Here is an 18,409-nt window from a genome sequence, read left to right as displayed (position 1 = left end):
CCCCGAGTGCTTCCGAGGGCGGTTTCAACCCTCCGTGTCCCCCGCGTGCCCCTCACTTCCGTGATCTTTCTCGCGTGCCCCCGAAGGCCGCCGAGAACGGCTCACCAGAGCACTCACGGAGTCGGCGATCAGCCGGTCCCGCTCGGCGCTGGCGTGCTGGTAGATCAGCGCGGCGCGGGCCGTGCTGTGCCCCATCCGGGCCATGAGTTCCCGCGTGCTGGCTCCGGTCGAGGCGGCCAGGGTGTTGCCGGTATGCCGCAGGTCATGGAACCGCAGGCCCTTGACCCCGGCCTTGTCGCACGCCTTGTGCCACAGCCGGTTGAAGTGGTTCCGGCGAGGGATCGCGCCCTTCGCTCCGACGAACACGCGACCGTGCGCCCCCTGCTCGGCGAAGTGCTCCAAGTGCCACCGCAGATCCGGGACGATCACGGCCGGGATGGCGACGGTGCGCTTGCCCGCCGCGCTCTTGGGAGCCTTGATCTCGCGCTGCCCGTTGGTCAGCTCGGCGACGGCCTGGCGGACGCGCACGGCCTGGCCGTCGAGGTCGACGTCACGGCGATGCAGGCCGACCAGCTCACCCCAGCGCAGCCCGAGGAAGCCCGCCATCAGCACCAACGCCCGGTAGCGCGGCTGGAGGGCGTCCGCGATGGCGTACACCTCGGCGACCGTGGCAGTCGGCCGCTCCGGAGTCGGCGGAGTGCTCGCGCCCTTGATCTGGCACGGGTTCCGGCGGATCACCTGATCCTGCACGGCAGTGGTGAGCACGGCCCGCAGCAGCGCGTACGCCTTGGCGACCGTGGAGGCACCGACACCGGCCCCCAGCCGATCAGCGCGCCAGCGCCGGACAGCCGCGGGCGAGATGTCGGCGACGGCGACAGCCCCGAAGGCCGGCGCGAGGTGGAGCCGCAGCAGCGACCGATACAGCTCAGTCGTCCGAGTGGTCAGCCCGCGCTCAGCGATCCACGTCGAGGCGTAGTCGCCGAAGGCCACCCGACCGGCGTCCGGGTCGTGCCAGTCGCCCCGGCGCATCTCCGTCTGCACATCGGCCAGCCAGGCGTCAGCGTCCCGCTTGGTCCGGAAGGTGTGCGGCGCGGGCCGCAGGACGCCGTCAGGACCGACGTAGCGGGCCTGATAGCGGCCGGACGGGAGCTTGCGGACTCGGCCGAACTGGCGACGCTTGCCCGCCATCAGGCAGCCCTCCTCACGGCCGGAGCCGGACGGGTCGGCCGAACCGTGTTGGCCGCGATGAAGGCCGCCAACTCGCACTCCGGGATGCGGACGTGTCGCCCGACCTTGACGAAGGTGATCCGGCGTTCCTCGATCAACCGGCGCGGGAAGCGCACGGTCGTGCCGAGCCGTTCGGCGACCTGCTCCACGGTCAGCAGCCGTTCCATGTCGAGTCCTCCCCCTGGGTCTCAAGGTCTGCGAGTTCTTCGCGGGCGATCTCCCGGTTGAGCCGGAGGTCGCGGGCGATGGAGGCCGCCAGCCACGACTCCCCCGGCGTGTGGCCGTGCCCGGCATACGTCCAGTGCGCGAGAACCAGCGTGGAGCCCTCCGGATCGCCGTCCGGGTCGGGCAGGCCACGCTCAGCCCGTTCCTGGCGGGCGCGGTAGTCGGCGCGGGCCTGGCGGAGCGCACCGAGGGTGGTGGAGTAGCGGCGGGACTTGGTGGAGAAGTGGCCCCGGAAGCCGAGCATGTGCGCCCACTCGCGCAGCTTCCGGCCGGGGTAGTGCTCGCCGAGCGTCCAGCAGGCTTCGATCAGCCGCCGGGTGTGCGCGGGCAGGCCGGGCACGCGGTCCAGCTCGCCCAGCTCCCCGATCCGCCGGTCCACCGTGCCCGTGGTCTCGGCCGCCTTGGTCGCGTACTTCGCCACATAGGCCGCCACCGCCGCGTCATCCAGCTCGGAGCCGTCATCGGTGCCGACCGGCCGCACATCCACCTGCGCGCCCCAGCGCAGGATGCGGGCGGGAAAAGGGCCGGCGGGCGGCACCTCCAGCCGCACCCGGGCCGCCGCCTGGCGGATCGCGGTGTCCAGCAGCTCGACCGTCGCCCAGGCCGGAGGGGCGGTGTCGGGGCCGCCGGGGCCGTCCAGGCGGACGATGGCGTGGAAGTGCACCGCGCCCCGGCGCTGGAACTCGGCGACCTTGCCGAAGGAGACCCGGCAGGCGTCCCGCAACGCGGCCTGGGTGATCCCGGCCAGCTTCGCGAGCTGGCGGCGCAGGTAGATGGTGAAGTACCGCCACAGCTCGGAAGCGTGGTTGTTCCACAGCACCGCCGAGGCGTAGTCATACCGCTCGGGGTCCAGCGGCGTGCCCAGCTCGGCCGCGCCCTCACCATGGACCGCACCGCAGCGGCACCGGCCCGAGGCGGGGCGGTTGTGCACCGGCCCGAAGGACGGCGCGGTCAGGGTGGCGAACACCTTCGGATGGGTGCGCACCGACGCGGTCACGCCCTTGCGGTCATCTCCGACCAGCCCGGCCCGGATCAGGTGGTAGGTGTCCCCGGCGTAGGTCCAGGCGCAGGACGGGCAGCGCGAGGCCCGCCGGTTGCCGCACGCCACCCGAAGACGGCCGCCCGGTTCGGCCTCGGTGGAGTAGGCGTACAGGGTCTGCCCGGTGGCCTTGTCCTTGACGTGCGTCCAGCCCTGGAGATGGATCGGAGCCGCACAGCCGCCGGTACGCCGGACCTGTTCCTGCCAGCGTTCGAAGCCCGGCGCGCAGGCCACCCGCAGCAGGTCCGCCACGGTCAGCGGATCGGTGCCCAGCCGGGTGGCGGCAGCGGTCAGGGTGTCGGGGGCGGCGGGGAAGGCGGTCACGCGGCCACCGCCCGCAGACGGGAGGGGGCGCACGGCTCGGCGGTGGCGAAGATGTGGTCCAGCGCGGTCAAGTAGCCGCCGGTCAGCGGAGCCGAGCCCAGGCGGCGCAGATGCAGCACCGGAGCCAGCGCCGGAGTCAGCCCGTCCACCGGGGTGGTCACCAGCAGGTCGTCATCGGCGCGGAACACATCCGCCCGCAACCCCCGGTGCTCCACCACCCGCACCCCCGGCACGGCGGCCAGGGCGGGGAAGATGTCGTCCAGGGTGGCCCGCGCGGTGCCCTCGGCCGGAGCCGCCAGCCGCACCCGCACCCCCGCCGCCGCCTTGTCGGCCAGCACCCGTTCCAGGTCCCACACCGCATCGGCCAGGAACAGCAGGTTGGAGACGGCCAGGTCGATCACGCCGACCGCGCCCAGCACGGTGGTGCGCCACAGCTCCACCGGCACCGCGCCCCGTGTGGGGTAGCAGGTGACGATCTCATCGCGCGGCACCGGGACGGCCTGGTGCCGCCGCTCCAGGCTCGGCCACAGGTGGTACGGGTCGGCGTGCAGGATCTTCGCCGCCGCGTGCGCGTTCCTCGCGTGCGGGGTGCGGCCCAGCCGAATCCACCGCTCCACGCTCTTGGCATCCACTCCCAGCCGACCGGCCAGCGCATCGATCGTGATGTTCGCGTCGATCAGCGCGCCCCGCAGCCGCTCGTTCGCCACTGCCGTCGAGCCCACACGTTCCGGCATGATGGAACCTCCCCTTTGAGGGACGAGGAGGGCGGCGAGCTGCTTGGCGGTAGACGCGCCGCCCTCCGTGCTGTCTGCACTCAAACTCGACGCGTCGCCTCTACACAGTGCGAAGACTTCGCGTACTAGCTTGCGTCATGTATACGCGAGCTAGCACGCGATAGCAAGGGCGCTTCCTGGGTATCCTGTATGCGTACTAGGACGCGATCGAAGGAGGCGGGAAGAATGGCACCACGGGTGCAGCGTGCGGCACCGCCGTATGTGCAGATCACAGACCACTTTCGGCAGCAGATCTTGGACGGTGTGCTGACCGAGGGTGAGAAGCTGCCTTCGGTCGCTCAGATCTCGAAGGACTGGTCTGTAGCCACAGCCACCGCAGCCAAGGCCCTCTCACAGCTCCGCACCGAGGGCTACGTCAGGTCCTCGTCCCAGGGCACGTTCGTCTCGATCAGGCAGAAGCAGACCACCGGCCCGGACCGCCTCCAGATGATGCGCGCCACCGGCAGCGGCTTCCGCCCAGGCGAGCGCGTGGAGATCCTGGACGCCTTGCTTGTCACCGCAACGGACGAGGTTGCAGAAGCCCTTGGTGTCGAAGCAGGTTCGCAGGTGGTCCAGCGTCGCCGGGTGTACCTCGACGATGAGGGCGTCGTCACCCTCTCGACCTCGTGGCTTTCCCGCGAGCTGGCAGACGCGGCCCCCGAGCTGCTGTCGACCGAGCCGCTGCCAAAGATGACGTTCGGACTGATCGAGGACCGGACTGGCCGCCGTACAGTGCGCCGCCGTGATGTCGTCGCGATCCGTCCTGTGACCGAGGAGGCCGCGCCCGTCCTCGGTCTTGAAGCAGGCACACCAGCCCTGACCATGACCAACCGCTACTGGGACCAGAACGGCGAAGTCACCGAGTACGCCCTGGACTTCCTGGGAGCTGGCCGAGAACTCTCAGCCGAGTACGCGCTGGACTGACCAGCAGGACACGAGCCTGTTACAGGTTTCTCTACCTCATCAAGGCGGCTCGCTCCGCTCGCCGCGCGCGACCCGGCTCCCCGCCGGGCCGACGCTCCTGTCTTCGCCCCGCTCCGTCCCGGCGTCCGCCGGTCGCGCGGCTGACCGAGCACGCCAGGGAGAGAACCACGGACGTGGCTGGGGGCCGGCGCTCCGAGGCTTTAGGCAGCCACCTTGGGGCGAGCCTCGAAGATCGGGGCCCACATCGGGCTATTGCGGGCAGGCCAGGAGCCAGCCCGATTCGCGGCCAGCGTACGGGCCCCGATCTCTCGCCCCAAGGCAGCTCCCGCCCAAAGCCTCTCCACACCGGCCACGTCAAGCCGCCCCACGTAACGGGCAGTTGGCAAGAAGGGTCCTGCTATCGTTGGCCGACGACATGCAAAGAGCCCGTGCGGGCGCCTCGCATCTTGCCGGATCCTGGCGCCCTACACGGGTCATCAACTTCGGAGGTATGCCTATGTGCGCCCACGAACGCGGACACTTCTACGCACCCTCTTGTGTGCACTGTAGCTTGCACGCGTGCAAGTACACAACGCTCCACTCGGCTTCACTCGACTCCACTCGGCTCCACTCGGGTAGCGGACGGCCCGAGGTGATCGTGGCTGTTGCAACGCTGATCACGGCCCTCACGGGGGTCGCAGCCCTGGTCTTGGCGCGCCTCTAGCACCAAGCCGACCCGTGCCCTCTGCGTGCCCGAACGCAGGGGGACTCACGGGGACTGACGGGCCGACACGGACCCGCGCCAGCATCCGCGCAGGTCAGCGAACCCGCAGGTCAGAGCGGCAGTGCGTACGCGATCTTCCAAACTGGCTACGCGGGTTCGATTCCCGTCGCCCGCTCCGAACGGAGAACGGCCCGGTCCTCGGTGAGGACCGGGCCGTTCTCCGTTTTCACGCTCTTTTTCCGCTTTTCCGTGCCCCGGGCGAGGCGGTCGTCCGGGGCGCCGCTCAGAAAGTGATCTGGTTGATCGACTCGGCGAGCGAGTCGAGGAAGCGGTTGATCGACGGGGCGATGCCCGTGGAGGCCAGGAAGAAGCCGAAGAGGATCGCGACGAGCGCGGGCCCCGCCTTCAGCGAGCCGCTGCGCATGAGAACGACCATGATGATCGCCAAGAGCAGCACCACAGACAGTGAAATGGCCACAACTGATCACACCCTCGGTCGCAACGCCTCTGCGCCGGCCGCGCCGGCCCGGGGACCCTCCACCGCGTCCCCGGCGTGACCATCGTGCCACCAACTGCCGCGTCAGTGGAGGCAGGTGGAGGATCGACGGGCCCCGGGCGTGTCAGCCGAGCGGGCCGGCCGGAGCACCTCACCGGGCGCCGGCCGGATCGGTGCAGCACACACCGGTGTTTCGGATCGGGGCTGCCGAGAACATTCCCAATAACTTCACCACTGGAATTCGGTGACGCCGCGGCCCGCGCCGCACGGAGAAACACTCCGCGGGAAAGAGCAGCACCCCCTTGGGGGATAAGTCCGATATAGGCGGAAGGGAATTGCGAGCAAATGGAACTTAACGGACATACGGCAGAAGAGTCTCCCGTCTGCCCGCCGCCCGGGGCGCACCGGCCGCAATTCCCCGCTCCGGGGGTGGTGAGACCTCCCCGGATTTACCTCCGGATGGATTCCCACTAAGGTGCGGCAGATGTTCCACGTCGGCCATGAGCGCTCCCCGCTCCCTCCCGCCAGACCCGGCGCGACCGCACCGTCCGCACCGGAGGCCGTCCGGCCCGGGCCGGGAAGCGGAACGGGAGGAGCCAAGCAGCGGGACGCCTTCTTCGACAACGCCAAGTTCCTGGCGATCGCGCTGGTCGTGGTGGGGCACGCCTGGCGGCCCGTGATCGACGACTCGCGGGCGGTGCTGGCGGCCTACAACTTCGTGTACGCCTTCCACATGCCGGCCTTCATCATCGTCTCCGGCTACTTCTCCCGCAGCTTCGACATGCGCCCGGGCCGGGTGCGGCGGCTGGTGACCGGCGTACTCGTGCCGTATCTGATCTTCGAGACTGCCTACAGCCTGTTCAGGAAGGCGGCGGACTCCCCGGACCACCCCATAAGCCTGCTCGATCCCTGGTACCTGACCTGGTTCCTGATCGCGCTGTTCGTGTGGCGGCTGACGACCCCGCTGTGGAAGGCGCTGCGCCGCCCCCTGCCGATAGCCCTGGGCATCGCCCTTCTGGCCTCCGTCTCACCGGACATCGGCAACGACCTGGACCTCCAGCGGGTGCTGCAGCTCCTGCCGTTCTTCGTGCTCGGACTCTGCCTGCGGCCCGAGCACTTCGAGCGCGTGCGGCAGCGCGGGGTGCGGCTGCTGAGCGTGCCCGTGGCCGCCGCGGCACTGGTCTTCGCGTACTGGTCGGGGCCCCGGATGAACTTCGAGTGGTTCTACCACAACAGCAGTGGTCAGGAACTCGGCGTGCCCTGGTGGATCGGCATCGCCATGAACCTCGCGATGTTCGCCTGCTCGCTGGTGCTGTCCGCCTGCTTCTTCGCCTGGGTCCCCCGGCGCCACATGTGGTTCACCGCGCTGGGCGCGGGGACGCTGTACGCCTACCTGCTGCACGGCTTCCTGGTGCAGGCCTCGCGGATCTTCGAGTGGTACGACGCGTTTCCGTGGATCACCACGCCGGCCGGCATCGTCGTGCTGACGGTCGGCGCCGCGGCCCTGGCGGCCGTGCTGTGCAGCTCGCCGGTGCGGCGGACGTTCCGGTTCGCGATGGAGCCCAGGATGGACTGGATCTTCAAGCGGGACGCCGCCGAGGCGGCCCGGCAGCGCACCGCCGGACCCGCGGGGTCCGGCGGGCCGGCCGAGCCCGCCGAGACGGCCAGGACGGCGGAGCCCGCCGAGACGGCCGGGGCGCGCTGACCGCCCCGCACGGGGCTCGTCACTCCGCGGCGCCGTACGGCTCCCGCAGGCCCTCCCTGATCTCCCTCAGGACCCTGCGGCTGAGTCCGTCGGCGCCGCGCGTCGTCTCCGGCAGCCGGTAGCGCGGGGCGAGACGCAGGGTGTGGGCGCAGGCATGGTCCAGGCCGATCCCGTGGCCGGCGGAGACGAACACCGGCCTGACGCCGGGCTGGGTGCGCAGCGCGCGGCCCACGGTCTCGGGCGGGACGGACCGCCGGTCCAGCAGCGGTGAGGCGTCGCCTCGCCGCGGCCCCGGCTCGGTGTGGTCGAAGGCGAAGGGCGACTTGGCGACACCGAAGCACGGCAGCCCGGTCAGCACGCCCAGATGCACCGCCAGCCCGGCTCTCCGGGGGTGCGCGTAGCCGTAACCGTCGCAGACCACCAGATCGGGTGGTGTGCCGAGCTTCTCCAGCGCGGCCAGCACCGGCGGCAGCTCGCGGAAGGCGAGCAGCCCGGGGATGTACGGGAAGCGGCTGCGGCCGGTGTGGACCGCCTCCTCCAGGACCTCCAGGCTCTCCGCGTCCAGCACCACGGCCGCCGCGACCAGCAGGTCGCTCTCCTCGTCGTAGGTGACGTCGACCCCGGCGACGCGGCGTGCCCGCCCCGGCGCCGGTCCCGGGCCGACCGGGTCGGCCGCGGCCCGGATCCGCTCCTGCTCGGCCACCGCCTCCGCCTCGGTGACCGGCCACCGCGGGACCCCGCCCGCCGTGCCCGGCGCCCCCGCCGCGCCGCCCCCGCCGGTCGCACCGGCCGGGCCGTCGGTCGCCGCGCCGTCAGTCACGGCGGATCAGCAGCAGGGCCCGGTCGTCGTTGACGTCGCGGGCGACGGCCTCGATCAGGTGCCAGGCCGCTCCCTCGAAGCCGGCGACGACATAGCGGTCGGCCTCTCCCGTCAGCCGGTCGATGCCCTCGGCCAGCTCCCGGTCGGCGGTCTCCACCAGGCCGTCGGTGAAGAGCATCAGAACGTCGCCCGGGCGCAGGCTGCCCTTGACCGCGTCGAACCGGGCGCCGTCGTAGACGCCCAGAAGCGGTCCATCGGCGTTCTTCTCCTCCCAGCGGCCGCTGCCCGCGTTGAGCTGGAGGGCCGGGACGTGGCCCGCGGAGAACAGCTCGTAGTCGCCGCTGTCGAGGTCGAGGACGAGGTGGACGGAGGTCGCGAACCCCTCCTGCCAGTCCTGGCGCAGCAGGTAGTCGTTGGCGGCCGGGAGGAACGCGTGCGGGGGCAGGGAGCCCAGCAGCCCGCCGAAGGCGCCGGACAGCAGCAGCGCGCGGGAGCCCGCGTCCATGCCCTTGCCGGAGACGTCGGTGAGGACGGCCTCCAGGGTGCGGCGGTCGGGACCGGTGAGGGTGGCGACGACGAAGTCGCCGGAGAAGGACTGCCCGCCCGCCGGGCGCAGCGCCATCTCCCGGTGCCAGCCCGCGGGCAGCTTCGGCAGCTTGCTCTGGACGCGGATGCGCTCGCGCAGGTCGAACAGCATGGTGTTGCCGCGCCGCCAGGGGACGCCGACCCGGCTGCGGAACTGGGCGATCAGCAGCCCGGAGAGCCCGACCGCGCCGACCACCAGGACCGTCCCCGGTGTGACGCGGCCGGGCCCGGCCGTGTACGGGCCGAGCACGGTGGCCTCCACGATCAGGGCGCCGGCCGCGGCGGCGTACAGGACCAGCAGGCTGGCCGGGCGCAGCAGCAGGCCGCCCGCGATCACCGGCAGCACCAGGCTCTCGGGCGCGAACCACAGCGGCTCGGCGGCGGTGGCGTAGGCGAGGGCGGGTACGGTGGCGAGCAGGGCCGCGAAGGCGATCCAGTCGGACCCCTCGCCGCGGAAGTAGTCGACGGCGGAGCGGCGCAGGACGGTGCGGACCCGGTGGACGGCCTTGCGGGCCTGGTACAACCGGGGCGCGGGAGGGGTCTTGCCCGTGCGACCTGCCATGTCAGGGACCTTATCCACCCGTTCGGGGGTCCGTCGATTCCCGGCATGGCGGACCTGAAACGGTGTTCGATAAACAGTCGCCCCGTCTCCACCCGCCTGATAGGGATGGGCGCATGACGAGTACGGATCTGCGGACGCTGCGTCCCGGGGAATGGGACGACTGGTACGGGAAGCTCGAACTGGCCTTCGGCGAGTCCGAGCCGCCCGAGGCCCGGGCGCTGTGGCGGGAGCTGACGGAGTTCGAGCGGTCGGTGGCCGTCCGGGACGGGGAGGAGATCGTCGGCACGGCCGGCACGCTCTCCTTCCGCATGTCGGTGCCCGGCGGCGCGATCGTGCCCACCGGCGGGCTGACGATGGTCAGCGTGGCCGCCACGCACCGGCGGCGCGGCATCCTGACCGCCATGATGCGGCGGCAGTTGGACGACGTGCGGGCGGCCGGGGAGCCGCTGGCGGTGCTGACCGCCTCGGAGCCGGCGATCTACGGGCGCTTCGGGTACGGCGTCGCCGCCCGCCACGTGCGCGCCCGGATCGACACCGCCAGGGTGCGTCTGGAGGTGCCGCCGGGTACGGACGGGGTCCGGCTGCGGAACGCCGATCCGGTCGCGGCGCTGGAGGAGTGCGAGGCGCTGTACGCCCGCCGGGTGCCTTCCCGGCCCGGCATGCTGGAGCGGCGTCCGGGCTGGGAGCGGCAGGGCGTACTGGACCCCGAGGGCTGGCGGGAGGGCGCGTCGGCGCTGCGCTGCGTGCTGGCCGAGGCGGACGGCGGGCTGCGCGGATACGCCCGTTACGCCGTCAAGCCGGAGTGGGACGCGGCCGGGCCGAAGGGCACGGTGGTGGTGCACGATCTGGAGGCGCTGGACCCGGCGGCGTACGCGGCGCTGTGGCGCTTCCTGTTCGGGATCGACCTGACCTCGGCGGTGGAGGCGAAGTCCCGCCCGGTGGACGACCCGCTGCTCCACATGGTCAGCGACGTCCGGCGGTGCGGGCTTCTCCTGCGCGATCTGCTGCACCTGCGCCCGGTGGAGGTGGGCGCGGCGCTGGCGGCCCGCCGCTACGCGGCGCCGGTGGACGTGGTGCTGGAGGTGGAGGACTCCTTCTGCCCCTGGAACACGGGGCGCTGGCGGCTGACCGGCGACGCCTCGGGCGCGTCCTGTGAGCGCACCGGTGACGCCGCCGAACTGGCCCTGGGGCCGCGGGAGTTGGGAGAGGCCTATCTGGGCGGGACGTCCCTGGCCGCGCTGGCGGGCGCCGGACGGGTGCGGGAGCTGCGTCCCGGGGCGCTGGCCGGGGCCGCGACCGCGTTCGCCTGGCCCGTCGCGCCGTGGCTGCCGCACGGCTTCTGACGGCTCGGGCGCACCCGGCGGGCCCGGCGAACGCGGCCGGTCCGGCGGGTCCGGCGGCGGGTCAGGGCTTCTGGCAGCCGGGACACCAGAACAGGTTGCGGGCGGCGAGCGGCGCGGTGCGGATCTCCTCGCCGCAGACGTGGCAGGGCATCCCGGCCCGGCGGTAGACGTACACCTCACCGCCGTGGTCGTCCACGCGCGGTGGCCGGCCCATGGCCTCGGGGGTGTGCTCGGGCCGTACGGTGTCGATGCGGTTGTCGCGCACGCCTTCGCGCATCAGCCCGGCCAGGTCCGCCCAGACCGCCTCCCACTCGGCCCGGGTGAGGTCCCTGCCCGCCCGGTACGGATCGATGTTGTGCCGGAAGAGGACCTCGGCGCGGTAGACGTTGCCGACGCCCGCGACGACCTTCTGGTCCATCAGCAGCGCGGCGACCGTGGTGCGGCTGCGGGATATCCGCGCCCAGGCCCGCTCGGGGTCGGCGTCGGCGCGCAGCGGGTCGGGACCCAGACGGCCGGTGACCGCGTCCTTCTCGGCTCCGGTGAGCAGTTCGCAGGTGTTGGGGCCGCGCAGGTCGGCGTGGGCCAGGGGCGCCTCGGCGGTGGCCAGGCGCAGGCGTACCTGCCCGACGGGGGCGGGGGGCGCTCCCCGGCCGAGGGCGAAGGAGCCGTACAGGCCGAGGTGGATGTGGATCCACTCGCCGCCGGCCTCCTCCCCGAAACGGGGGAAGCCGAGGAAGAGGTGCTTGCCGTGGGCGTCGGCGCCGCCCATCGTCCGGCCGTCGACGAGGGCGGCCCCGGCCTCGAAGCGGCCCTGGGGGCTGGATGCCCGGACGGGCCGGCCGCCGAACCTCTCGTCGAGGTCGGCGGCCAGCCGGTGGATGGTGTGGCCTTCTGGCACGGGTGCGGATCGGTCCTCGCGGGGTTCAGTCCTGCTGGGGGTGGTGGGCGGGAACGGGTGGGAGGTTCCCGGTCCGCTCGTACGACGAGAGCATGTCGATGCGGCGGATGTGCCGCTCGTCGCCGGAGAAGGGGGTGTCGAGGAAGGCCTGCACGAAGGAGACGGCCTCCTCGGTGGTGTGCATCCGGGCGCCGACGCTGATGACGTTGGCGTCGTTGTGCTCCCGGCCCAGCCTGGCGGTCTCCACGCTCCACGCCAGTGCGGCCCGCACCCCCTTGACCTTGTTGGCGGCGATGGCCTCGCCGTTGCCCGAGCCGCCGATGACGATGCCCAGGGAGTCCTCGTCGTCGGCGGTCTGCTCCGCGGCACGCAGGCAGAAGGGCGGGTAGTCGTCAGCCGCGTCGTAGATGTGCGGGCCGCAGTCGACGGGCTCGTGCCCGGCCTCCTTCAGCCACTGGACGAGGTGGTTCTTCAGTTCGTAGCCGGCATGGTCGGAGCCGAGGTACACGCGCATGGGACGGAAGTCTATTCAGGGCCGGCTCAGGACTTGCGACCGACCAGCTTCCAGGCCGCGGGGAGGGCTCCCATGGCCAGGGCCGCCTTGAGCGCGTCACCGATCAGGAAGGGCACCAGGCCGGCCGCGACGGCCTGGCCGACGGACATGCCCGTGGCCAGCGCCAGGTAGGGGACGCCGACGGCGTAGATGATCGCGGTGCCCACGGCCATGGTCCCGGCGGTGCGCAGCACGCCGCGGTCCCCGCCGCGGCGGGCCAGGGCGCCGACGGCGACGGCGGCCAGCAGCATGCCGATGATGTAGCCGAAGGAGGGCATCGCGGCGCCGGAGGCGCCCTCGGCGAACCACGGCATCCCGGCCACGCCCGCGGCGGCGTACAGGCCCATGGAGGCCAGGGCGCGACGGGGTCCCAGGCCGGCGCCCAGGAGCAGGGCGGCGAAGGTCTGGCCGGTGACGGGGACGGGAGAGCCCGGCACGGGGACGGCGAGCTGCGCGGCCGCACCGGTGAGCGCGGCGCCGCCGAGGACCAGCGCCGCGTCGCGCAGGCGGGCGCGGGCCGCGGTGGAGGCGGGCAGGACGTCGGCGAGGACGGCGCCCGGGCGGACGGTGGCGGTGGCAGAGGTGCTCATCACGGCTCCGGTCTCGTGAGGACTTCGGGGACGCCCCGACGTTAACCGACGTTAGCCCCGGAGCCCCCGTGAGATTGGCGACAAAGAAGGGCCGGTCCAGCTTGTGGGAGGCGGCTGGAGGAGGGCCGGAGGGCGGCCGTGCGCCCCGGCCGGCGCCGCTTTCCCCCGGCCCCGGCGGGGCACCCGCGAGGACAAGGCCGGTGCGCGCCGCCGGTGTGAACGCGGAGTGACCAAGGTGTCCGGATATCGGACAGAGGGGCGAGGGGCGTTGCCGCGGGCCGGGTCGGGCGCCCACACTGACCGGGTGCGGAACCAACTGCTCCGCTTCCCCCCGACCCCCTGGACGGCACCTTCCCCATGTCCGGCACGCCCGATCTGACGACCACCGCCTCCCCCCGCCGGGAGGCGGGCGGCACCGAGCACTCCGCCCTCTCCCACGGCCTCAAGCAGCGCCATCTGTCGATGATCGCACTCGGCGGTGTGATCGGCGCCGGCCTCTTCGTCGGCTCCGGCGCGGGCATCGCCGCCGCGGGCCCGTCCATCGTCCTGGCCTACGCCGCCTCCGGGCTGCTGGTGATGCTGGTGATGCGGATGCTCGGCGAGATGTCCGCCGCCCACCCCGCCTCCGGTTCCTTCTCCGTGCACGCCGAGCGCGCCATCGGCCCGTGGGCCGGCTTCACCGCCGGGTGGATCTTCTGGGTGCTGCTGTGCGTGGCCGTCGCCGTGGAGGCGCTGGGCGCGGCGACGATCATGGCGGGCTGGCTCCCGGGCACGCCGCAGTGGCTGTGGGTCGCCGTCTTCATGGCGGCGTTCACCGGCAGCAACCTGCTGGCCGTGCGGAACTTCGGCGAGTACGAGTTCTGGTTCGCCGCCCTGAAGGTCGCCGCGATCGTCCTCTTCATCGTCCTGGGCCTGGTGGCCGTCCTCGGCCTGCTGCCCGGCACCCCCTCCCCCGGCCTGGACAACCTCACCGGGCAGGGCGGCTTCCTGCCCAACGGCACGGAGGGCCTGGTCGTCGGCCTGCTGGCCTCGGTCTTCGCCTACGGCGGACTGGAGACGGTGACCATCGCCGCGGCCGAGTCGCGGGACCCGGTGCGGGGCGTGGCCAGGGCCGTGCGCACGGCGATGTGGCGCATCGCCGTCTTCTACGTCGGCTCGATCGCGGTGATCGTCACACTGATCCCCTGGGACGACGAGTCGGTGCTCGCCGGCCCGTACGCCGCCGTGCTGGACCACATCGGCGTCCCGGCCGCCGCCGAGGTCATGAACGTGGTGGTGCTGGTCGCCCTGCTGTCGGCCATGAACGCCAACATCTACGGCGCCTCGCGGATGGCGTACTCCCTGGTCGCCCGGGGCGAGGGCCCGGCCTTCCTGGGGCGGGTCAGCGGCGGGGTGCCGCGCCGGACGGTGTTCGCCTCGGCCGCCTTCGGTTTCTTCGCCGTGCTGCTGAGCTTCTGGTGGCCCGACACCGTCTTCGCCTGGCTGCTGAACATGGTGGGCGCCGCCGTGCTGGTGGTGTGGGGCTTCATCGCCGTCTCCCAGCTGATCACCCGCCGCAGGCTGGAGCGGGAGGCGCCGGAGCGGCTGGTGGTGCGCATGTGGCTGTTCCCCGCGCTGACCTGGCTGTCGCTGGCGGGGGTGGCCGCGGTGCTGCTGCTGATGCTGCGCGAGGGCGACACCCGCACCCAGCTGGCCTTCACCGCCGGGCTCACCCTGGCCCTGTCGGCGGCCGGGCTGGTGCGGCAGCGGCGGGCCGCGGCGAGGGCCGCCGAGACGGCGCGCGAGGGGTAGCCGCCGCGTCCGCGTGCGCCCCGGTGCGCCACTGTTGCCCACCCTGCCTTGTTGCACATAATGTGCAACAAGGCAGGGCGCCGGAGGGCCCGCGCACCGCACGGCCTCCCCGCCGCGCCGGGCCCCACCGTCCTCCGTGCCGCCTGCCGCCCCCGCGATCGTCTTCTCGGCCTCCGCGTCTCACGGGCGACAGGCGGGACGGAAGGCTCCCGCAGGCGGACGGGAACGGTGGGCGGGAACGGGCTCAGTCGAACTTCGGGTCCTCCGTACGGGTCCGCTTCAGCTCGAAGAAGCCGGGGGTGGAGGCCACCATCAGCGTGCCGTCCCACAGCCGGGCCGCGGCCTCGCCCTTGGGCGCCGGGGTGACCACCGGCCCGAAGAACGCGGTCTGCCTCCCGTCCGGGCCCGGTACGGCGATCACCGGCGTGCCGACCTCCTGGCCGACCAGGCCGATGCCCTCCTCGTGCGAGGCGCGCAGCCGCTCGTCGTAGGCGTCGGTGTGCGCCGCGTCCGCCAGGTCCTCGGGGAGACCGGCCTCCTTCAGGGCGTCCACGATCGTGGCGCGCTCGTTGGGCAGGCCCCGGTCGTGGAAGCGGGTGCCCAGGGCGGTGTAGAGCGGGCCGAGCACCTCGGGGCCGTGCTTCTGCTCGGCGGCGGTCAGCACGCGCACCGGGCCCCAGCCGGCCTCCATCAGGTCGACGTACTGCTGCGGCAGCTCGTCCAGCCGGTTCTCGTTGAGCACCGACAGGCTCATCACGTGCCAGCGCACCTCGACCGGGCGGACCTTCTCCACCTCCAGCATCCAGCGGGAGGTCATCCAGGCCCACGGGCAGATGGGGTCGAACCAGAAGTCGGCCGGGGTCCTGGTCGCGGTCTCGGGCGTCTCGGACATGCGGATCTCCTCGTCGTACGGGTCGTACGGGATGTGCGGGACGTCTTCCCGCGGGCGGGCGCGCACGGACGGCGGCCGTCGCGCGGACGGCCGCCGGGGTGCCCAACGGGAACGCCCGGGAGCCGTGCGGTGATTCCCGCCCGCCCCTGCCTCACCCCGGCCCGTCCGACCGACCGGTCGACCGCCCGCGCGCCGGTGCGCGGGCGCATGAAATCCTGGCCCTCCGATGTCGAGACGCGAGACGAGGGAGTCACGCCGTGCCCGGTGAGAATCTGACCCGTGACGAGGCCCGGGAGCGTGCCCGGCTGCTGACCGTGGACGGGTACGACGTCGCGCTCGACCTGCGCTCCGCGGTCGGGCCCCACCCAGGGGACGGCCCGCGTACCTTCCGCTCCACCACCACGATCCGCTTCCGCTGCGCCGAGCCGGGCGCCTCCACCTTCGCCGACCTGCTGGCCCCGGCGGTCGCCTCGGTGACGCTCAACGGCCGCGAGCTGAACGCGGACAAGGTGTTCGACGGCACGCGCATCGCGCTGGACTCCCTGGAGGCCGAGAACACCCTGACCGTGGACGCATGGTGCGCGTACAGCCGCACCGGCGAGGGGATGCACCACTTCGTCGACCCCGAGGACGGCGAGACCTACCTCTACACCCAGTACGAACCGGCCGACGCCCGCCGGGTGTTCGCCAACTTCGAGCAGCCCGACCTGAAGGCGCCCTTCGCCTTCACCGTCACCGCCCCCGCGCGGTGGACGGTGCTGAGCAACGGCGCGCGCACCGGCGAGCCGGAGGCGGCCGGGGAGGACGCGGCCGTCTGGCGCTTCGAGGTGACGAAGCCGATCTCGACGTACATCACCACCGTGGTGGCCGGCCCCTACCACCACGTCACCGACGTCTACCGGCGCGAGCTGCCCGGCGGCGGCGAGCTGGTGATCCCGCTGGGCGCGCTGTGCCGCAGGGGGCTGGCCCGCCACTTCGACGCCGAGAACGTCTTCGAGGTCACCAAGCAGGGCCTGGACTTCTTCCACGACCACTTCGACTACCCGTACCCGTTCGGCAAGTACGACCAGGCGTTCGTGCCCGAGTACAACCTCGGCGCGATGGAGAACCCGGGCTGTGTGACCTTCCGCGAGGAGTTCGTCTTCCGCGGCAAGGTGACCGACGCCTCCTACGAGGGGCGGGCCAACGTCATCCTGCACGAGATGGCGCACATGTGGTTCGGCGACCTGGTCACCATGGAGTGGTGGGACGACCTGTGGCTCAAGGAGTCCTTCGCCGACTTCATGGGCTCCTTCTCGATGGTGGAGGCCACCCGCTTCACCGACGGCTGGATCACCTTCGCCAACCGCCGCAAGTCCTGGGCCTACCGCGCCGACCAGCTTCCCTCCACCCATCCGATCACCGCCGACATCCGGGATCTGGAGGACGCCAAGCTCAACTTCGACGGCATCACCTACGCCAAGGGCGCCTCCGTCCTCAAGCAGCTGGTGGCGTACGTGGGGCGCGACGCCTTCCTGGAGGGCGCGCGGCGGTACTTCAAGCGCCACGAGTGGGGCAACACGCGGCTGGAGCACCTGCTGTCGGTGCTGGAGGAGACCTCCGGGCGGGACATGGGCGAGTGGGCGCGGGCCTGGCTGCAGACCGCCGGGGTCAACTCCCTCACCCCGCAGGCCGTCTACGACTCCGCCGGCCGGATCACCGAACTGGCGGTCGTCCAGGAGGCGGCCGAGGAGTACCCGGTGCTGCGCCCGCACCGGGTGGCGGTCGGGCTGTACCGGCGGCAGAGCGCGGGGGGCGCGCTGGAGCGCTACGCCCGCGCGGAGGTGGACGTCACCGGCGTGCGGACGGTTGTGGAGGAGCTGACGGGCGCCGAGCGCCCCGAGCTGATCCTCGTCAACGACGACGACCTGACGTACTGCAAGGTCCGCTTCGACGAGGCCTCCCTGGACACCCTCCGCTCCCACCTGGGCTCGGTCTCCGACAACCTGGCCCGCGCGCTGTGCTGGTCGGCCCTGTGGAACCTCACGCGCGACGCGCTGATGCCCGCCCGCGACTTCCTCGACCTGGTGCTGCGCTTCGGCGGCCGGGAGTCCGACATCGGCGTGGTGCAGATGCTGCACGCCTGGGCGCACACCGCCCTGGTGCACTACGTCGCGCCCGAGTGGCGCGAGGAGGGCGCACGGCTGCTCGCCCAGGGCGCGCTGCGGCATCTGCGGCAGGCCGAGCCGGGCGGCGACCACCAGCTCGCGTGGGCGCGGTTCTTCGCGGCCGTCGCGCACGACGAGCACGACCTGCGGATGCTGGACGGGCTGCTGGAGGGGACGGCCCGGATCGACGGGCTGGAGGTCGACCAGGAGCTGCGCTGGACCTTCCTGGAGGCGCTGGCCTCCCGGGGACTGGCCGACGAGGGCCGGCTGGCGGCCGAACTGGCCCGCGACGACACCGCCTCCGGCAAGCGGCACCAGGTGCGCTGCCTGGCCTCGCGGCCGTCGGCCGAGGTCAAGGCGCGGGCGTGGACGGACGTGGTGGACTCCGACCGCCTGTCCAACGCGCTGGTGGAGGCGACCATCTCGGGCTTCGACCAGCCGGGGCAGCGGGAGCTGCTGGCGCCGTACGCGCCGCGGTACTTCGAGGTGATCGAGCGGGTGTGGGCCGAGCGCTCCATCGAGATCGGCATGTCGGTCGTCCGCGGCCTGTTCCCGGCGCTCCAGGACAACCGGGCCGTGCTGGCGGAGACGGACGCCTGGCTGGCCGCGCACGAGGACGCCGCGCCCGCGCTGCGGCGCCTGGTGCTGGAGGCCCGCGACGACATGGCGCGGGCCCTGCGGGCGCAGCGCTGCGACGCGGCCGCCCATGCGGCGGCGAGCTGATCGGCGCTCGAACGCCCGTACTTTAGGACGGGCTCGTCCGCGTTCGTCGACAGGCGTGTAACAGAGGTTGGCGGGCGGAACGCGGGCGG

The 18,409-nt window shown here is 72.6% G+C and carries 16 protein-coding genes; 5 read left to right on the top strand and 11 right to left on the bottom strand.

Annotation, left to right across the window (positions count from 1 at the left end; translation table 11 throughout):
• Nucleotides 1-24: 24 nt before the first annotated feature.
• The 4 genes from BMY40_RS01315 to BMY40_RS27830 are packed head-to-tail and all read right to left on the bottom strand — an operon-like array spanning nucleotide 25 to nucleotide 3,549.
• The gene (locus BMY40_RS01315; RefSeq protein ID WP_093654450.1) at nucleotides 25-1,188 is read right to left on the bottom strand and encodes a tyrosine-type recombinase/integrase; all 1,164 of its coding nucleotides are present in this window, start codon (nucleotides 1,186-1,188) and stop codon (nucleotides 25-27) included.
• Nucleotides 1,188-1,394: an excisionase family DNA-binding protein gene (locus tag BMY40_RS01310; protein ID WP_093654448.1), complete on the bottom strand. Its 207-nt coding sequence runs from the start codon at nucleotides 1,392-1,394 to the stop codon at nucleotides 1,188-1,190. Before BMY40_RS01310 ends, BMY40_RS01315 begins: the two co-directional genes overlap by 1 nt.
• Nucleotides 1,379-2,815 (bottom strand): replication initiator protein RepSA, encoded by a 1,437-nt coding sequence (repSA, locus tag BMY40_RS01305; protein ID WP_425443053.1) that lies wholly within the window; start codon nucleotides 2,813-2,815, stop codon nucleotides 1,379-1,381. Before repSA ends, BMY40_RS01310 begins: the two co-directional genes overlap by 16 nt.
• Nucleotides 2,812-3,549, bottom strand: a complete 738-nt coding sequence (locus BMY40_RS27830; RefSeq protein ID WP_177213825.1) for a helix-turn-helix domain-containing protein — start codon at nucleotides 3,547-3,549, stop codon at nucleotides 2,812-2,814. The genes repSA and BMY40_RS27830 overlap by 4 nt, the downstream gene beginning before the upstream one ends.
• A gap of 225 nt (nucleotides 3,550-3,774) precedes the next feature.
• Here BMY40_RS27830 and BMY40_RS01295 point away from each other — a divergent pair, with 225 nt between their 5' ends.
• Nucleotides 3,775-4,512, top strand: a complete 738-nt coding sequence (locus BMY40_RS01295; protein WP_093654444.1) for a GntR family transcriptional regulator — start codon at nucleotides 3,775-3,777, stop codon at nucleotides 4,510-4,512.
• Between the two features lie 986 nt (nucleotides 4,513-5,498).
• Here the strand turns inward: BMY40_RS01295 and BMY40_RS01290 are convergent.
• Nucleotides 5,499-5,693 carry a hypothetical protein gene (locus BMY40_RS01290; protein WP_093654442.1) on the bottom strand — a complete coding sequence of 65 codons (195 nt, stop codon included), beginning with the start codon at nucleotides 5,691-5,693 and terminating at the stop codon, nucleotides 5,499-5,501.
• A 502-nt stretch (nucleotides 5,694-6,195) separates the two neighbouring features.
• Here BMY40_RS01290 and BMY40_RS01285 point away from each other — a divergent pair.
• On the top strand, nucleotides 6,196-7,416 hold the full coding sequence (locus tag BMY40_RS01285; protein WP_093654439.1) for an acyltransferase family protein: 1,221 nt from the start codon (nucleotides 6,196-6,198) through the stop codon (nucleotides 7,414-7,416).
• A gap of 19 nt (nucleotides 7,417-7,435) precedes the next feature.
• Here the strand turns inward: BMY40_RS01285 and BMY40_RS01280 are convergent, their stop codons facing one another.
• Both BMY40_RS01280 and BMY40_RS01275 read right to left on the bottom strand, forming a co-directional pair.
• A complete protein-coding gene (locus tag BMY40_RS01280; RefSeq protein ID WP_093654438.1) occupies nucleotides 7,436-8,236 on the bottom strand; it encodes an endonuclease V in 801 nt (266 codons plus the stop codon).
• On the bottom strand, nucleotides 8,229-9,383 hold the full coding sequence (locus BMY40_RS01275; protein ID WP_177213824.1) for a PP2C family protein-serine/threonine phosphatase: 1,155 nt from the start codon (nucleotides 9,381-9,383) through the stop codon (nucleotides 8,229-8,231). Before BMY40_RS01275 ends, BMY40_RS01280 begins: the two co-directional genes overlap by 8 nt.
• Before the next feature lie 113 nt (nucleotides 9,384-9,496).
• On the opposite strand from BMY40_RS01275, the gene BMY40_RS01270 reads away from it, so the two are divergent.
• A complete protein-coding gene (locus BMY40_RS01270) occupies nucleotides 9,497-10,726 on the top strand; it encodes a GNAT family N-acetyltransferase (RefSeq protein WP_093654434.1) in 1,230 nt (409 codons plus the stop codon).
• Nucleotides 10,727-10,787: 61 nt separating this feature from the next.
• On the opposite strand, the gene BMY40_RS01265 is transcribed toward BMY40_RS01270, so the two are convergent.
• From BMY40_RS01265 to BMY40_RS01255, 3 genes are read right to left on the bottom strand one after another with little or no spacing between them, the layout of a single operon-like run.
• The gene (locus BMY40_RS01265) at nucleotides 10,788-11,624 is read right to left on the bottom strand and encodes an Fpg/Nei family DNA glycosylase (protein ID WP_093654432.1); all 837 of its coding nucleotides are present in this window, start codon (nucleotides 11,622-11,624) and stop codon (nucleotides 10,788-10,790) included.
• Between the two features lie 25 nt (nucleotides 11,625-11,649).
• On the bottom strand, nucleotides 11,650-12,138 hold the full coding sequence (locus tag BMY40_RS01260) for a ribose-5-phosphate isomerase (RefSeq protein ID WP_093654430.1): 489 nt from the start codon (nucleotides 12,136-12,138) through the stop codon (nucleotides 11,650-11,652).
• A 26-nt stretch (nucleotides 12,139-12,164) separates the two neighbouring features.
• On the bottom strand, nucleotides 12,165-12,767 hold the full coding sequence (locus BMY40_RS01255) for a biotin transporter BioY (RefSeq protein WP_093654428.1): 603 nt from the start codon (nucleotides 12,765-12,767) through the stop codon (nucleotides 12,165-12,167).
• Between the two features lie 357 nt (nucleotides 12,768-13,124).
• Between BMY40_RS01255 and BMY40_RS01250 the strand changes: the two genes are divergently transcribed.
• Entirely contained in the window at nucleotides 13,125-14,558 is a 1,434-nt protein-coding gene (locus tag BMY40_RS01250) for an amino acid permease (RefSeq protein ID WP_093654426.1), read from the top strand.
• A 244-nt stretch (nucleotides 14,559-14,802) separates the two neighbouring features.
• Here the strand turns inward: BMY40_RS01250 and BMY40_RS01245 are convergent, their stop codons facing one another.
• A complete protein-coding gene (locus tag BMY40_RS01245) occupies nucleotides 14,803-15,450 on the bottom strand; it encodes a mycothiol-dependent nitroreductase Rv2466c family protein (protein WP_093655656.1) in 648 nt (215 codons plus the stop codon).
• Nucleotides 15,451-15,707: 257 nt separating this feature from the next.
• Here BMY40_RS01245 and pepN point away from each other — a divergent pair, with 257 nt between their 5' ends.
• Complete coding sequence (gene pepN, locus BMY40_RS01240; protein ID WP_093654424.1) at nucleotides 15,708-18,320, top strand: aminopeptidase N; 2,613 nt, start codon at nucleotides 15,708-15,710, stop codon at nucleotides 18,318-18,320.
• The last annotated feature ends 89 nt before the right edge of the window (nucleotides 18,321-18,409 follow it).

Origin of the sequence: Streptomyces radiopugnans, assembly GCF_900110735.1 — a bacterium.
Lineage (GTDB): Bacteria > Actinomycetota > Actinomycetes > Streptomycetales > Streptomycetaceae > Streptomyces > Streptomyces radiopugnans.
The sequence above is the reverse complement of the archived record's forward strand: the minus strand, read 5'-3'. Positions and strand labels throughout refer to the sequence as shown.

What these genes read in the sequence shown, in the direction of transcription:
- BMY40_RS01245 (WP_093655656.1), bottom strand. Translation starts at nt 15,450, where the DNA reads ATGTCCGAGACGCCCGAGACCGCGACCAGGACCCCGGCCGACTTCTGG.
- BMY40_RS01250 (WP_093654426.1), top strand. Translation starts at nt 13,125, where the DNA reads ATGTCCGGCACGCCCGATCTGACGACCACCGCCTCCCCCCGCCGGGAG.
- BMY40_RS01315 (WP_093654450.1), bottom strand. Translation starts at nt 1,188, where the DNA reads ATGGCGGGCAAGCGTCGCCAGTTCGGCCGAGTCCGCAAGCTCCCGTCC.
- BMY40_RS27830 (WP_177213825.1), bottom strand. Translation starts at nt 3,549, where the DNA reads ATGCCGGAACGTGTGGGCTCGACGGCAGTGGCGAACGAGCGGCTGCGG.
- BMY40_RS01260 (WP_093654430.1), bottom strand. Translation starts at nt 12,138, where the DNA reads ATGCGCGTGTACCTCGGCTCCGACCATGCCGGCTACGAACTGAAGAAC.
- BMY40_RS01275 (WP_177213824.1), bottom strand. Translation starts at nt 9,383, where the DNA reads ATGGCAGGTCGCACGGGCAAGACCCCTCCCGCGCCCCGGTTGTACCAG.
- BMY40_RS01255 (WP_093654428.1), bottom strand. Translation starts at nt 12,767, where the DNA reads ATGAGCACCTCTGCCACCGCCACCGTCCGCCCGGGCGCCGTCCTCGCC.
- BMY40_RS01295 (WP_093654444.1), top strand. Translation starts at nt 3,775, where the DNA reads ATGGCACCACGGGTGCAGCGTGCGGCACCGCCGTATGTGCAGATCACA.
- BMY40_RS01270 (WP_093654434.1), top strand. Translation starts at nt 9,497, where the DNA reads ATGACGAGTACGGATCTGCGGACGCTGCGTCCCGGGGAATGGGACGAC.
- BMY40_RS01310 (WP_093654448.1), bottom strand. Translation starts at nt 1,394, where the DNA reads ATGGAACGGCTGCTGACCGTGGAGCAGGTCGCCGAACGGCTCGGCACG.
- BMY40_RS01285 (WP_093654439.1), top strand. Translation starts at nt 6,196, where the DNA reads ATGTTCCACGTCGGCCATGAGCGCTCCCCGCTCCCTCCCGCCAGACCC.